Source organism: Methylorubrum podarium (assembly GCF_040270385.1).
Taxonomy (GTDB): Bacteria; Pseudomonadota; Alphaproteobacteria; order Rhizobiales; family Beijerinckiaceae; genus Methylobacterium; species Methylobacterium podarium.
The window spans coordinates 71,356-86,335 of sequence record NZ_JBELQE010000133.1; the positions used below are offsets into that span (position 1 = coordinate 71,356).

Below are 14,980 nucleotides of genomic sequence, written 5' to 3' on the forward strand. Positions count from 1 at the left end.
GCTTCGCGTGCGGGTCGATGCGCGGTGCGGCGGCGTGAACCGGACGCCCCGCCGCCGGCTTGACGCTGGACGACCCGCGCTCGGCGCGGGCGGGCAGGGGAGGGGTGGAGATGTCGTTTCCCGAGCGTTCGCCGGCCTCGGTCGCGAAGGAGGGGCGGGAGGCCCGCTACCGGGGCGATCCGGAGAGCGCCAACCCCTATCCGGAGGGTTCGGAGGAACACGCGGTGTGGAAGCGGGCCTGGGAGACGCCCGACGGCGAGGCGGCCGAACTGGAGGCGCCGGACGGCCGCCGGTAACGGGAGGAGGCCCGGCCGATGCAGCCGGAGATGGTGTCACCCGCCGACAACAGCGCCACCGGGAATGCCGGAATCGCGGTGAGGAACGGTTAACCATCTCGGCCGTATCCCGTATCGGAGGCTCCCCGGAACCTTGGCCGACCGATGCCGCACAGCACCCGCCTGCCCCGCACCGGATTTTTCCGCCAGACCGCCGCCCTCGCGCTCGCGGGCGGCCTGATCCTGGCCGCCGGCCCGGCGCCGGCGCAGGATGGACCGGCCCCTCCGCAGGCCGGCGGCGCGGCGGTGGCGATCGCCGCCGAGACCGCGACGCGGGACGGCACGACGCGGCTCACCCTCACCCTGTCGCGGGCGATCGAGGCGCGCGCCTTCGTGATGGAGCGGCCGGACCGGGCGGTGATCGACCTGCCCGAGGTCAACTTCCAGCTCGACGGGGAGACCGGCAAGATCAGCGGCCGCAAGCGGGACGGCGCCATCGCCTCGTTCCGCTACGGCCTGTTCGCGCCGGGCCGCTCGCGCATCGTGGTCGATCTGACCGGCCCCGCCTTGGTCGAGGCGATCGAGACCACCAAGACCCGCGAGGGCGCGGTGCTCGTCTCGATCCCCTTCCGCAAGGTCGATCGCGACAGCTTCCGCAAGGCGGCGGTGGCGGGCGACCCGAGCCCGGCCGCCTCCGCCAAGGCCCCGCCCGCCCGGGAGACCGCCGACACGCGCCCGCTCATCGTGATCGATGCCGGCCACGGCGGCACCGATCCCGGCGCCATCGCCGCCACCGGCGTGTTCGAGAAGGACATCGTGTTCGGCTTCGCCCGGTCCTTCGCCGAGCGCCTGGAGCAGAGCGGCCGCTACCGCCTCGTGATGACCCGCGACCGCGACGTGTTCGTGCCGCTGGCCGAGCGGGTGCGCATCGCCCGCGAGGCCAGGGCCGACCTGTTCGTCTCGATCCACGCCGATTCGATCTCGGCCGCGCCGCAGGTGAAGGGCGCCACGATCTATACCGGCTCGGAGAAGGCGACCGACAGCGAATCCGCCAAGCTCGCCGAGCGCGAGAACCGGGCGGACGCCGCCGCCGGCACCGAATCCGGCGAGGCGCCGGCGGATGTCGCCGACATCCTCCAGGAACTCACCCTGCGCGAGACCCGCGGCTTCTCGGCGGGCTTCGCCGGCCGGCTGATGGGCCAGCTCTCGCCGGTGATGGAGATGAGCACGAAGCCCCACCGCGAGGCCGGCTTCAAGGTGCTGCGCTCCCCCGACGTGCCCTCCGTGCTGATCGAACTCGGCTACCTGTCGAGCAAGAGCGACCTGGAGAAGCTGCAATCGGAGGAGTGGCGCGCGCGGGTGACGGGATCGATGGCCAAGGCCGTGGACCTGTTCTTCTCCGGCCGGGCCACCCTCTCGCGTCCGGCGCCGACCGGAGCCCGCTCCGCCGAGAACGGGAAAAGTGCGATCGCGCTCCGACCCTGAGGAGCCGGATACGGCTCCACGGCGCGAAGAGCGCCGCGCGGAGCGGGCTCTTCGGGGCGTGAGCCCCGGAAAGCGTCGAGCGGAGCGAGAGCCCGGGGAACCGAGATTTTCCGCGAAGGCGGGCGCCGGCGACCGAGGCCGGCAAGGACAAGGGCCATCGCCCCAGTTTCACCATAGAGCCGGTGTCGATACGGGGCTCGACGAGCCCCCCGTCCGCCTGACAAGAGGCGTGGCCGCGTGGGGCCTCACCAGAGCCCGCGGCAGGCCCTCGCGTTAAGCCTTCATCGGCGCGCAGCGGACGAGCGACGGAACGGACCCCGGATGCGTTTCATCCTGCGATTCTTCGCCTTCCTGTTCTCGGCCGGCGCCGTGCTGTTCTGCATCGCCGCCGCGGTGGGTGCGTTCTTCTACTGGAAGTACAGCCAGGATCTGCCGGACCACGCCGCGCTCGCCAACTACGAGCCGCCGGTGATGACCCGCGTCCACGCCGCGGACGGCTCGCTGCTCGCCGAGTACGCCCACGAGCGGCGCCTCTACCTGCCGATCCAGGCGATGCCGAAGATCGTGGTCGCGGCCTTCCTCTCGGCCGAGGACAAGAACTTCTACAAGCACGGCGGCATCGACCCCGAGGGCATCGTGCGCGCGGTGCTGACCAACGCGCAGTCCGGCAAGAAGCAGGGCGCCTCGACCATCACCCAGCAGGTGGCCAAGAACTTCCTGCTCTCCGCCGAGCAGACCTACGACCGCAAGATCAAGGAAGCGCTGATCGCCCTGCGGATCGAGTCGACCTACTCGAAGGACAAGATCCTCGAGCTCTACCTCAACGAGATCTTCCTCGGCACCATCGTCCCCGGCCGCAACCTGCACGGCGTGGCGGCGGCCGCGCTCGACTACTTCGGAAAATCCGTCCACGAGCTGACGATCAACGAGGCGGCCTATCTCGCCGCCCTGCCGAAGGGGCCGAACAACTACCACCCCTACCGGCGGACGCAGCAGGCGCTGGCGCGCCGCAACGAGATCATCGGCCTGATGGCCCAGAACGGCTACATCACCGCCGAGGAGGCGACGGAGGCCAAGAAGCAGTCGCTCGGCGTCAACCCGCGCGTCGCCTTCCCGAACGCGGCCAACGCCAACTACTTCACGGAAGAGGTCCGCCGCGAGATCTCCGAGCGCTACGGCCAGAGCAAGCTCTACGAGGGCGGCCTCTCGGTGCGCGCCACCCTCGACCCGAAGATGCAGGCGCTGGCGCGCAAGGCGCTCATCGACGGCCTCGTGCGCTACGACCAGGCCCGCGGCTGGCGCGGCGCCGAGCACAAGGTCGACCTGACCGGCCGCGACTGGGGCCAGGCGATCGCCGAGATGCCGGCGCTCGGCGACATCGCCCCCTGGCGGCTCGCCGTGGTGCTGAACACCAATGGCGGCGTCGCCCAGGTCGGCCTCCAGCCCAAGCGCGAGGCCGGCGGCACCCTCTCCAAGGAGCGCGAGACCGGCGCGATCACCGCGGAAGGCGTGAAGTGGACCGGCCGCCCGGTCGCCACCGCGCTCAAGGTGGGCGACGTGGTCTACGTCGAGGCGCTCGATCCGGCCAAGGGCACCTACCGCCTGCGCCAGAAGCCCGAGGTGTCCGGCGCCATCGTCGCGATGGATCCCTATACGGGGCGCGTCCACGCCATGGTCGGCGGCTTCTCCTACGAGGAATCCGAGTTCAACCGCGCCACCCAGGCGATGCGCCAGCCCGGCTCCTCGTTCAAGCCGATCGTCTACTCGGCGGCGCTCGACAACGGCTACACGCCCTCGTCCGTGGTGCTCGACGCGCCGATCACCATCGAGGCCGGCCCCGGCCAGGAGGCGTGGTCGCCCTCGAACTACGACGGCAAGTCCGGCGGCCCGCACACCCTGCGCTACGGCATCGAGCACTCGAAGAACCTGATGACGGTGCGGCTCGCCAAGGATATCGGCATGCCGCTGATCGCCGAGTACGCCCGCCGCTTCGGCGTCTACGACGACCTGCTCCCGGTCCTGCCGATGTCGCTGGGCGCCGGCGAGACCACGGTGATGCGCATGGTCACCGCCTACTCGATGCTGGCGAACGGCGGCCGGCGCATCCGCCCGACGCTGATCGACCGCATCCAGGACCGCACCGGCGAGACGATCTACCGCCACGACAACCGCAAATGCGTCGGCTGCGACGCGGAGAAGTGGTCGGGCCAGGACGAGCCGAAGCTCGTGGACGAGTCCGAGCAGGTGCTCGACCCGCTCACCGCCTACCAGATGGTCTCGATCATGGAGGGCGTGGTCCAGCGCGGCACCGCGACCATCCTCAAGCAGATCGGCAAGCCGCTCGCGGGCAAGACCGGCACGACCAACGACGCCAAGGACGCGTGGTTCGTCGGCTTCTCCCCCGATCTGGCGGTGGGCGTCTATCTCGGCTTCGACAAGCCGCGCTCGCTCGGCGACCGCGCCACCGGCGGCGGGCTCGCCGCGCCGATCGCCCTCGACTTCCTGAAGGTCGCGCTCAAGGACAAGCCGCCGACCCCGTTCCGCGTACCGCCGGGGATCAAGCTGATCCGCGTCAACGCCTCCTCCGGCACCCGCGCCGGCTCGGGCGAGGGCGGCGGCACGATCCTGGAGGCGTTCAAGCCCGGCACCGCCCCGCCGGACGCCTACGTCGCCCCGGCCGCCCCCGCCGCGGTGCCGCCGGATGCCGGCGCCGCCGCCCAGGCCGGCGGCGTGTACTGAGACCGGCCTCTCGACGACGCGAACGAGCCGCCCCCGATGGGGCGGCTCTTTTCGTTTGCGGACGGCGCGGCCGCGTGTTCCCGGCCACGATCGTATTCAATGAAAACGTTCTTCGCCCATACGCGGCACGGCAAAGAACAGGCTTTCTCGATCACCTGAAAAAACGCCCGATCATTCCTTTGACGCGAGCGTCTTCCGCGGCAATGATCCGACATGACGAGATGATCAGGCCATATAATCCGCCATCATCTCATACTGTTCCCGATCAACACTTGCCGAGACGAGCGCCGCGCCATCATGTCTGTCCGGAAAGCCCCCGCCACGCCCGAGCCGATCCGCTTCGCCTACTGGGTGCCCAACGTCTCCGGCGGGCTCGTCATCAGCCGGATCGAGCAGCGCACGGGCTGGGACATCGACTATAACCGCCGGCTCGCGCAGATCGCGGAGGCCGCGGGCTTCGATTACGCGCTGACGCAGATCCGCTTCACCGCCGGCTACGGCGCCGAGTACCAGCACGAATCGGTCGCCTTCAGCCACGCGCTGGCCGCGGCGACGACGCGGCTCACGGTGATCGCCGCGATCCTGCCCGGCCCCTGGAACCCGACGCTCGCGGCCAAGCAGATCGCCACGATCGGTCAGCTCACGGAGGGGCGGATCGCGGTCAACATCGTCTCGGGCTGGTTCTCCGGCGAGTTCCGGGCGATCGGCGAGCCCTGGCTCGACCACGACGAGCGCTACCGCCGCTCGGAAGAGTTCATCCGCAGCCTGCGCGGGATCTGGACCCAGGACAACTTCACCTTCCGCGGCGATTTCTACCGCTACAGCGACTACACCCTGAAGCCGAAGCCGGGCGCGCGCCTGCCCGAGATCTTCCAGGGCGGCTCCTCGCGCGCCGCCCGCGACATGGCCGCCCGCGTCTCCGACTGGTACTTCACCAACGGCAACACGCCCGACGGCGTGCGGGCCCAGGTCGAGGACCTCCGCGCCAAGGCGGCCGCGAACGGCCACGCGGTGAAGGTCGGCGTCAACGCCTTCGTGATCGCCCGCGACACGGAGGAGGAGGCCCGCGCCGTGCTGCAGGAGATCATCGCCCACGCCGACCCGGAGGCGGTGCGGGCCTTCGGCCACGAGGTGAAGAACGCCGGCGCGGCCTCGCCCGAGGGCGAGGGCAATTGGGCCAAGTCCAGCTTCGAGGATCTGGTCCAGTACAACGACGGCTTCAGGACCAACCTGATCGGCACGCCCGACCAGATCGCCGAGCGCATCCTCGCCCTCAAGGACGCCGGCGCCGACCTCGCCCTGCTCGCCTTCCTGCATTTCCAGGAGGAGGTGCAGTTTTTCGGCGAGCAGGTGATCCCGCGGGTGCGGGCGCTGGAGGCCGCAAGAGCCGAGCGCGCGGAGGCCGCGTAAATCCCTACCCCCCTCTGCGGGGGAGGGCTTTTTCCCGCGCCTTTTCCTCATGACCGGAGACCGCCCATGACCATCGCCGTCAGCCCCACCACGGCCGAGGCCGGCAGCCGGCCGCAGGGCGTGCCCGGCCCCGCGCGTCCGCAACGGCCCGCCCACGTCGTCCGCGACGACGCCGAGGCGATCCGCATCGCCCATGACCTGGCAAAGGACTTCCGCGAGGGCGCGTCCGAGCGCGACCGCACCAACGCGCGCCCGCTCGCCGAACTCGACGCCTTCTCCCAGAGCGGCCTGTGGTCGATCAACGTGCCCAAACCGTTCGGCGGGCCGGAGGTCTCCTACCGGACGCTCGCCCAGGTGATCGCGATCATCGCCGCCGCCGACCCGTCGATCGCCCAGATCGCGCAGAACCATCTCGGCATCGTCGCGGCGATCCGCACGGTGTCGGACCCCGAGCAGCAGGCTCTGCTCTTCGCCGAGATCCTGAAGGGCACCCGCTTCGGCAACGCCTTCTCGGAGCGCGGCACCAAGCGCGCCGCGGAGTTCGAGACCCGCTTCACCGATCACGGCGACCACGTCATCGTGCGCGGCCAGAAATTCTACGCCTCGGGGGCGCTGCTCGCCCACCGCGTGCCGATCGTCGCCCTCGATGGGGCGGGCCGCGCCTGGTACGCCATCGCCGACCGCGACGCGCCCGGCCTCACCGTGATCGACGACTGGTCGGCCTTCGGCCAGCGCGGCACGGCGAGCGGCACCGTCCTCATCGAGGACGTGCGGGTGGAGAAGACCCACCTCGTGCCGGGCTACCGCGCCTACGAGGCGCCGCGGGCGGACGGCGCCATCTTCCAGATCATCCAGGCCGCCGTCGATGCCGGGATCGGCCGCGCGGCGCTCGACGACACCATCGCCTTCGTGCGCGAGCGGGCGCGGCCCTGGATCGACAGCGGGCAGGAGCGGGCGTCCGACGACCCCTACACCATCCGCGCCGTCGGCGACCTGACGATCCGCCAGCACGCGGCCGAGGCCCTGCTCGACCGGGCGGGGCTCGCCATCGACGCGGCGGTGGCGAATCCGACCCCGGAGAGCGTGGCCGCGGCCCAGATCGCCACGGCCGAGGCCAAGGTGCTGACCACCGAGGTCGCGCTGGCCGCCGCCAACACCCTGTTCGAACTCGCGGGCACCCGCTCGACGCTCGCCGAGCACAATCTCGACCGCCACTGGCGCAACGCCCGCACCCACACCCTCCACGATCCCGTGCGCTGGAAGATCGCGATCGTCGGCAATCACGCGCTGAACGGGGTGAACCCGCCGCTCCACGCCTGGAGCTGAGGTCCGTCCGGACGCCACCGAAGGATGCGCGGGCGGCAGGGACAACCCCCGCGCTGCGCCATAGGGGCGCGGTGCCCGCTCGGATCAACCGGAACGCCCGCGGCGTTCCGCCTGCAGTTTTCGATCCATTCCAGACTGGCCGTGCCCCGCGCGGCCGGTCCGGATGCGCGGGACGGCAGGCCCCATGACAGACCATTCGACGAGAGACCGGCGCTTCGACCCGACGCGCCGCACGGTGATGGGGAGCTGCGCCGCCCTGGCGACGCTCGGCGCCTCCCTCCGCGGCCGGGCGCAGGCCGCCCCGGTGACGGCCGCGGACCCGCAGCCGCAGACCATGCCGGTCTCGCTCACGGTCAACGGGCGGCGGCACGACCTCACCCTCGACACCCGCACCACGCTGCTCGATGCGCTGCGCGAGCATCTCGACCTGACCGGCTCGAAGAAGGGCTGCGACCACGGCCAGTGCGGCGCCTGCACGGTGCTGGTGAACGGGCGGCGGATCAATGCCTGCCTGACGCTCGCCGCGATGCACGAGGGCGACGACGTCACCACCATCGAGGGGCTGGCCCGCGGCGAGGAGTTGCACCCGCTCCAGGCCGCCTTCCTGCACCATGACGGCTACCAGTGCGGCTACTGCACGCCGGGCCAGATCTGCTCCGCCGCCGGCATGCTTTCGGAAGTCGAGGCGGGATGGCCGAGTCATGTCACGGATGATCTCTCGGCCAAGGTCTCCTTGAGCGACGCGGAAATCCGCGAACGGATGAGCGGCAACATCTGCCGCTGCTCGGCCTATCCCAACATCGTCGCGGCGATCCGCGACGCCGGCACCAAGATCTGAGGAGGCGAACCCCATGAAGGCTTTCGCCTACGAGCGCCCCGCCACGGTCCAGGACGCGGCACGGCTCGCCGCCAAGCGGCCCGATGCCCGCTTCATCGCCGGCGGCACCAACCTCCTCGACCTGATGAAGCTTCAGATCGAGACGCCCACGACCCTGATCGACGTCAACCGCCTGCCGCTTGCCGAGGTCACGGACACGGAGGACGGCGGCCTGCGCGTCGGCGCGCTGGTGCGCAATTCCGATCTCGCCGCGCATCCGCGGGTGCGCAAGGACTACGCGGTGCTGGCCAAGGCCCTGCTCGCGGGCGCCTCGGGCCAGCTCCGCAACAAGGCGACCACCGCCGGAAACCTGCTGCAGCGGACCCGCTGCTACTACTTCTACGACACAACCAAACCCTGCAACAAGCGCGAGCCGGGCTCGGGCTGCGCGGCCATCGGCGGGTTCAACCGGATCATGGCGGTGCTCGGGGCGAGCGAGGCCTGCATCGCCACCAACCCCTCCGACATGAACGTCGCCCTGCGCGTCCTCGACGCGACGGTAGAGACGATCGATCCGCAGGGTGCCGCGAAAAAGATTCCGATCGCCGCGTTCCACCGCCTGCCCGGCGACACGCCGCAGATCGAGACCGACCTGAAGCCCGGCGAGCTCATCACCGCCGTGACGCTCCCCAAACCCGTCGAGGGCGTGCACCTCTACCGCAAGGTCCGCGACCGGGCCTCCTACGCCTTCGCCACGGTGTCGGTGGCCGCGATCATCGCGAAAGGCGAGGGCGAGAAGCCGAAGCTGGCAAAGCTCGCCTTCGGCGGGCTGGCCCACAAGCCGTGGCGGGTCGAGGCGGCGGAGGCGGCGCTCGTCGAGACCGGCTCGGCGGACGCCGCCGCGGATCGGGTGCTGGAGGGCGCCCGCGGCCAGGGCTCCAACGACTTCAAGATCCCGCTCACCCGCCGGACGCTGCGCGCCACCGTCGCCGAAGCACTTCGCGCCTGAGGAGTCTCGCCATGGACATGAACCAGCCGATCGGCGCGACGCCCCTCGACGGCAAGCCGGACGGGCTCGTCGGACGCCCGATCGACCGCATCGACGGGCGCCTCAAGGTGACGGGCCGCGCGCCCTACGCCTACGAGACCCGCGACCTGAAGAACCCGGCCTACGGCTTCCTGGTGGAAGCCGGCATCGCCAAGGGCCGCATCCGCAGCCTCGACGTCTCCGCGGCCAAGCGCGCGCCGGGCGTGCTCCTCGTGATGACCCACGAGAACGTGCCGGAGCAGGGCGAGAAGAAGGAGCAGGTCTATCCCCAGTTGCAGGGCCCCGAGATCCGCTTCCACGGCCAGCCCATCGCCTTCGTGGTGGCGCAGAGCTTCGAGCAGGCCCGCGCGGCGGCGGCCCTCGTGCGGGCGGAGTACGACGTCGAGACGCCGGACGCCTCGCTGAAGGCGGCCCGGCCGACGGCGATCGAGCCGAAGCCGGCGCAGACCCCGCCCGACTCCAAGCTCGGCGATTTCGACGGCGCCTTCGCCGATGCCCCGGTCAAGCTCGACGTCGAATACACGACCCCGGTGCAGATCCACGCGCAGATGGAGCCGCACGCCACCATCGCCTCCTGGGAGAGCGGGCCGGACGGCGACCGGGTGACCCTGTTCACCGCCAACCAGATGCTCAACCGCGGCCAGGCCTCGCTCGCCTCGGTGCTGAAGCTGAAGCCGGAGAACGTGCGGCTCGTCTCGCACTACATCGGCGGCGGCTTCGGCTCGAAGCTGCAGCCGCAGCCCGAGGCGATCCTCTCGGCGCTGGCCTCCAGGAGCCTGCGGCGCCCGGTGAAGGTGGCGCTGACCCGGCAGCAGGAATTCCACGTCGCGACCCACCGCAGCGACACGATCCAGCGCATCCGCCTCGGCGCCGACGCGAACGGCCGCCTCACCGCCATCGGCCACGAATCCTGGTCGGCCACCGCGCCGGGGGACGTCTTCTACGAGACCTCCGCCGTCGTCACCCGCTCGCTCTACGCGGCGCAGAACCGCCTGACCCGGCACCGGCTCGCCAACCTCAACGTGCCGATCGCCTCCGCCATGCGGGCGCCGGGCGAGGCGGTCGGCCAGCTCGCCTTCGAATGCGCCATGGACGAGCTGGCGGAGCAGCTGAAAGTCGATCCGATCGAGCTGCGGCTGCGCAACGAGCCGGAGCAGGACCCGGAGAAGAAGGTCCCGTACTCGACCCGCCAGCTCGTCGCCTGCATGCGCGAGGGCGCGCAGCGTTTCGGCTGGGACAAGCGCGGCGCCACCGGCACGACCCGGGACGGGCGCTGGCTCGTCGGCATGGGCATGGCGGCGGCCTCGCGCCTCAACCCGCTGATGCCCTCGCAGGCCGGCGTGCGGCTCAACCCCGACGGCACGCTGACCGTGCGGATGGCGATGACCGATATCGGCACCGGCACCTACACGATCCTGGCCCAGATCGCGGGCGAGATGATGGGGCTGCCGATCGAGCGCATCCGCGTCGAGATCGGCGACACCGCCTATCCGAAGGCGGCCGGCTCCGGCGGCTCGTTCGGCGCGGGCTCGGCCGGCTCGGCGCTCTACGTCGCCTGCGACAACCTCCGGCAGGCGCTGCTGCAGAAGGCGGACCTGACCCCGGAGGGCGCCGTGTTCGCGGACGGCCGCGTCACCGCCGGCAACCGCTCGGAGGCGCTCACCGATCTCGCCGGCGCGCAGGGCGTCGAGGCCAAGGGCGAGATCAAGCCCGGCGCGATGAAGGAGAAGTTCTCGCAGCACTCCTACGGCGCGCATTTCGCCGAGGTCGGGGTCGATGCCGACACCGGCGAGATCCGCCTGCGGCGGATGCTCGGCGTGTTCACCGGCGGGCGCATCCTCAATCAGAAGACCGCCCGCTCGCAGGCCATCGGCGGCATGATCTTCGGCATCGGCGCGGCGCTGATGGAGGCGGCCGAGACCGACCCGCGCTACGGCTCCTTCGTCAACCACGATCTCGCCGAGTACCACGTGCCGGCGCATGCCGACGTGCCGGCGATCGACGCGGTGTTCCTGCCCGAACTCGACGACAAGGCGAATCCGCTGAAGAGCAAGGGGCTCGGCGAGGTCAGCATCTGCGGCGCCGGGGCGGCCCTGGCGAACGCCGTCTACAACGCCACGGGCCTGCGCATCCGCGACTACCCGCTGACGCTGGACAAGGTGCTCGACGGCTGGAACGAGCGGGAGGGCGCGACGCAGCGCCGGACCTGAGACGTTTCCGAAAACGGCGCTCCGGATTGCGGTTCGCGGTCCGGGCGCCCATGTCAGCCTTTCGGCTTCCCCCATCGTCTCTCACCGGCTTTCACCGGAACGCAGTGTCACGCCATGTCCCGTCTTCCGCTCCTCGCCGCCCTCGTCTTCGGCGGCATCTCCCTCGCCGGCGCCGTCCAGGCACAGGCCTTTCCCAACGACGAAGCGTCGGTGCGCTACCGCCGGCTGATCGCGCAGCTGCCGCCCTCCGAGCGCCCGCGCCTCCACGATCCCCGCTGGACCACCAACGCGATCAGCCCCAGCACCGGCCGCTTCGGCCTGCCCCTGTCGGGTCCGGCCGCCCGCGGCGGGATGACCGCGTTTCGCTGACCGCTCGGGCGGGCACGCCGCGGACATCCCAACCCCCATCCTCATCCTGAGATGCGCAGCGACGCGGAGCCTCGAAGGATCCTCCCGATCCCGCGCGCTTCCTGGAGCGACGACCGAGCTGCCGGTCGCCGACACCCACGACCGGATTTTTTTCGTAATGATGGACGCGACGGCGGGGGAGGGGTGACGGCGGGATGGACATGAGGCGCGACCCGGCGGCGGCGCGAAACCTGCTGGAGCGCCTGTTCAAGCTGGAGGCGCACGGCACCACTGTGCGCACCGAGCTGCTGGCGGGGCTCACCACCTTCCTCACCATGGCCTACATCGTCTTCGTCAACCCGAGCATCCTCGCCGATGCCGGGATGCCGAAGGGCTCGGTCTTCGTCGCGACCTGCCTCATCGCCGCCCTCGGCTCCCTGGTGATGGCCTTCGCCGCCAACTGGCCGGTGGCGCTGGCGCCGGGGATGGGGCTCAACGCCTACTTCGCCTACGTCGTCGTGCAGGGCATGGGCTACACGTGGCAGGCGGCGCTCGGGGCGGTGTTCATCTCCGGCCTCTGCTTCCTCGCCGTGACCCTGACGGGCCTGCGCGCGGTCATCGTCGAGGGCATCCCGCGCTCCATGCGGATCGCGCTCACTGTCGGCATCGGCCTGTTCCTCGCGATCATCGCCCTGAAGAACGCGGGCGTGGTGGCGGCCAACCCCGCCACCCTCGTGACCCTGGGCGACCTGCGCCAGCCGGGCACCGTGCTCGCGGCCTTGGGCTTCCTGATGGTGGCGGTGCTCTCGGCGCGGCGGGTGAGGGCGGCGCTCCTCCTCACCATCCTGACGGTGACGGGCCTGAGCTTCGTCTTCGCCGGCAACCCCTTCCACGGCATCGTGTCGGCGCCGCCCGCGCTGAGCCCCACCCTGTTCGCCCTCGACATCCCCGGCGCGCTCACCGGCGGGCTCCTCAACGTCATCCTCGTGCTGTTCCTGGTCGAGCTGTTCGACGCCACCGGCACGCTGATGGCGGTGGCGAGCCGCGCCGGGCTCCTGCCGGAGACGGGGCGCTCGGCGGCGCTCGACCGGGCGCTGATGGCCGATTCCGCGGCGATCTTCACCGGCTCGCTGCTCGGCACGTCGAGCACCACCGCCTATCTCGAGAGCGCCGCGGGGGTGGAGGAGGGCGGGCGCACCGGGCTCACCGCCGCGACGGTGGCCGTGCTGTTCCTCGCCTGCCTGTTCTTCGCGCCGCTCGCCGGCTCGGTGCCGGCCTACGCCACCGCGCCGGCCCTGTTCTACGTCGCCTGCCTGATGCTGCGCGACCTCACCGCCCTCGACTGGGACGACCTCACCGAGGTGATCCCGGCCTGCGTCACCGCGCTCCTGATGCCGTTCACCTATTCCATCGCCAACGGCGTCGCCTTCGGCTTCATCACCTACGCGGTTCTCAAGGCCCTGACCGGCCGCGCCCACGAGGTGAAGCCGGTGGTGTGGGTGATCGCGGCCGTGTTCCTGTTCAAGTTCGTCGAGACCGGCGGGGCGCACTGACCGCCCCGATTGCCTCTCCTGAACCCGCAGCGTCATGGTTCGTGCGCGGAGAGGTCGAAGCGCCGCGCGGGCGGTCGCACGATCCGTCAACCAATCCGCGCCAGGATGGGCCGCTTCCGCGCCCGCCCAGCCCGGACGGCACCGGCCACCCCTCTCGGCCATGGATACCGGCCATGATCAAGCGCACCGGCCTCGCGATCCTCCTCGGCCTGGGCGGCTTCGCCCTGGGCAGCCTCATCGCGCGGGTCATGGAGCAGGACGGCGCCGGCCCCGCCAAGGTGACGGAGGCCCCCCCGGCCCTGCGCCACATCACGCAGCTTCCGCCGCCGCCCGCCCCGGAAAAGATCGCTCAGGACAAACCCGCCAAGGACGCGCCGCGCTTAGGCCGCTGAGCGCGCGGGCAGGGCCTGAGCCGCCGGACCGCCGGCGAGCGCCCCGTGCGCCTCGGCGAGGATCGCGTAGGAGGCGAGCCGCGCCCCGTAATCGTGGACGGCCGAGGCCACCATCACCTCGTCGGCGCCGGTCTCGGCCACCAGCGCCTCCAGCCCGGCGCGGACGGTCTCGCGCGAGCCCACCAGCGAGCGCGCCAGCATCCGCGAGGCCTGCGCCTTCTCCGACGGGCTCCAGTAGGCCTCAATGTCGTCGATCGGCGGGGGCAGGAGGCCGCGGGTGCCGCGCACCAGCCGGGCGAATTGCTGCTGCGGCGTGGTGAACAGGCGCCGCGCCTCCGCGTCGGTCTCCGCCGCGACGACGTTGATGCCGACCATGGCGTAGGGCCGCTGCAGCTGCTCGGAGGGCTGGAACCGGGCGCGGTAGGCCTCCAGAGCCGGCAGCAGCGCGTCGGGCGCGAAATGCGAGGCGAAGGCGTAGGGCAGGCCGAGCATGCCGGCGAGCTCCGCCCCGAACAGGCTCGAGCCGAGGATCCACAGCGGCACTCTCAGCCCCGCGCCGGGCACCGCCTGCACCGCCTGCCCCTCCCGCACCGGGCCGAACAGGGCCTGCAATTCGAGCACGTCCTGGGGAAACCGTTCCGCCGAGCCGTAATCGCGGCGGAGCGCCCGCAGCGTCAGCCCGTCCGTGCCCGGCGCCCGGCCGAGCCCGAGGTCGATCCGGCCCGGGAACAGCGATTCCAGCGTGCCGAACTGCTCGGCGATCACCAGCGGCGCGTGATTGGGCAGCATGATCCCGCCGGCGCCGACCCGGATGCGGCTGGTGCCCGCCGCCACGTGGCCGATCACCACCGCCGTGGCGGCGCTGGCGATGCCGGTCATGTTGTGATGCTCGGCGAGCCAGAAGCGGCGGTAGCCGAGCGCCTCCGCGTGCCGGGCGAGGCCGACGCTGTTGGCGAGCGCCTGCCCCGGCGTGGCGCCCTCCGGGATGAAGGCGAGATCGAGGACGGAGAGGGGAGGGAGGGAGGGTCGGGAAGAGGACATCGGGAAGCCGCGCACCATCGCTCTGCGCCCTGTGGACGCAAAAATCTGTTTCCCCTCGATGCGGACAGATCGTGTGCGGGGCGGTCCAACGCAAGGAACGGTGCCCTTGCTCGAAGAGCGACGGCGCCGCCTGCCGGGCGCGAAGAGCGCCCCGCGGAGCGGGCCTCGGCCTGCCGAGGCGCCGAGCGGAGCGAAAGCCTGAGGCCGCGGAGGCGGCCGCCGGCGCTTGAGGCCGGGAAAAGACCCGTGCGGGGGGGGGCGGGGGGGGGGGGGGGGGGGGAGAAGAAAAGGGCTTGGGCGGGGCCGCGGGAACGTGCTAGGCGCGACACAAAGGCG

12 protein-coding genes are annotated in these 14,980 nt (G+C 71.4%); 11 read left to right on the top strand and 1 reads right to left on the bottom strand.

The genetic code is table 11. The features are described from left to right. Positions 1-110: 110 nt before the first annotated feature. The 11 genes from ABS772_RS25770 (at position 111) to ABS772_RS25820 (ending at position 13,603) form a co-directional block, all read left to right on the top strand. Entirely contained in the window at positions 111-296 is a 186-nt protein-coding gene (locus tag ABS772_RS25770) for a hypothetical protein (protein WP_350397539.1), read from the top strand. A gap of 144 nt (positions 297-440) precedes the next feature. Beyond that, on the top strand, positions 441-1,760 hold the full coding sequence (locus ABS772_RS25775; RefSeq protein WP_238258869.1) for an N-acetylmuramoyl-L-alanine amidase: 1,320 nt from the start codon (positions 441-443) through the stop codon (positions 1,758-1,760). Positions 1,761-2,081: 321 nt separating this feature from the next. Next, the gene (locus ABS772_RS25780) at positions 2,082-4,499 is read left to right on the top strand and encodes a penicillin-binding protein 1A (protein ID WP_350397540.1); all 2,418 of its coding nucleotides are present in this window, start codon (positions 2,082-2,084) and stop codon (positions 4,497-4,499) included. A gap of 297 nt (positions 4,500-4,796) precedes the next feature. Continuing rightward, entirely contained in the window at positions 4,797-5,909 is a 1,113-nt protein-coding gene (sfnG, locus tag ABS772_RS25785) for a dimethylsulfone monooxygenase SfnG (protein WP_350397541.1), read from the top strand. A 66-nt stretch (positions 5,910-5,975) separates the two neighbouring features. Next, the gene (locus ABS772_RS25790; protein WP_350397542.1) at positions 5,976-7,235 is read left to right on the top strand and encodes an SfnB family sulfur acquisition oxidoreductase; all 1,260 of its coding nucleotides are present in this window, start codon (positions 5,976-5,978) and stop codon (positions 7,233-7,235) included. 184 nt (positions 7,236-7,419) lie between these two features. After that, the gene (gene paoA, locus ABS772_RS25795) at positions 7,420-8,073 is read left to right on the top strand and encodes an aldehyde dehydrogenase iron-sulfur subunit PaoA (RefSeq protein ID WP_350397543.1); all 654 of its coding nucleotides are present in this window, start codon (positions 7,420-7,422) and stop codon (positions 8,071-8,073) included. A gap of 13 nt (positions 8,074-8,086) precedes the next feature. Beyond that, entirely contained in the window at positions 8,087-9,061 is a 975-nt protein-coding gene (locus tag ABS772_RS25800) for an FAD binding domain-containing protein (protein WP_350397544.1), read from the top strand. A gap of 11 nt (positions 9,062-9,072) precedes the next feature. Next, positions 9,073-11,310 carry a xanthine dehydrogenase family protein molybdopterin-binding subunit gene (locus tag ABS772_RS25805; RefSeq protein WP_350397545.1) on the top strand — a complete coding sequence of 746 codons (2,238 nt, stop codon included), beginning with the start codon at positions 9,073-9,075 and terminating at the stop codon, positions 11,308-11,310. Positions 11,311-11,424: 114 nt separating this feature from the next. Continuing rightward, the gene (locus tag ABS772_RS25810) at positions 11,425-11,679 is read left to right on the top strand and encodes a hypothetical protein (RefSeq protein ID WP_350397546.1); all 255 of its coding nucleotides are present in this window, start codon (positions 11,425-11,427) and stop codon (positions 11,677-11,679) included. Between the two features lie 194 nt (positions 11,680-11,873). Beyond that, positions 11,874-13,211, top strand: a complete 1,338-nt coding sequence (locus ABS772_RS25815) for an NCS2 family permease (protein WP_350397547.1) — start codon at positions 11,874-11,876, stop codon at positions 13,209-13,211. Between the two features lie 173 nt (positions 13,212-13,384). Next, positions 13,385-13,603 (top strand): hypothetical protein, encoded by a 219-nt coding sequence (locus ABS772_RS25820; protein ID WP_350397549.1) that lies wholly within the window; start codon positions 13,385-13,387, stop codon positions 13,601-13,603. On the opposite strand, the gene ABS772_RS25825 is transcribed toward ABS772_RS25820, so the two are convergent. Then, positions 13,592-14,644 (bottom strand): LLM class flavin-dependent oxidoreductase, encoded by a 1,053-nt coding sequence (locus tag ABS772_RS25825; RefSeq protein ID WP_350397550.1) that lies wholly within the window; start codon positions 14,642-14,644, stop codon positions 13,592-13,594. The two genes, ABS772_RS25820 and ABS772_RS25825, sit on opposite strands and share 12 nt — an antisense overlap. Positions 14,645-14,980: the final 336 nt, after the last annotated feature.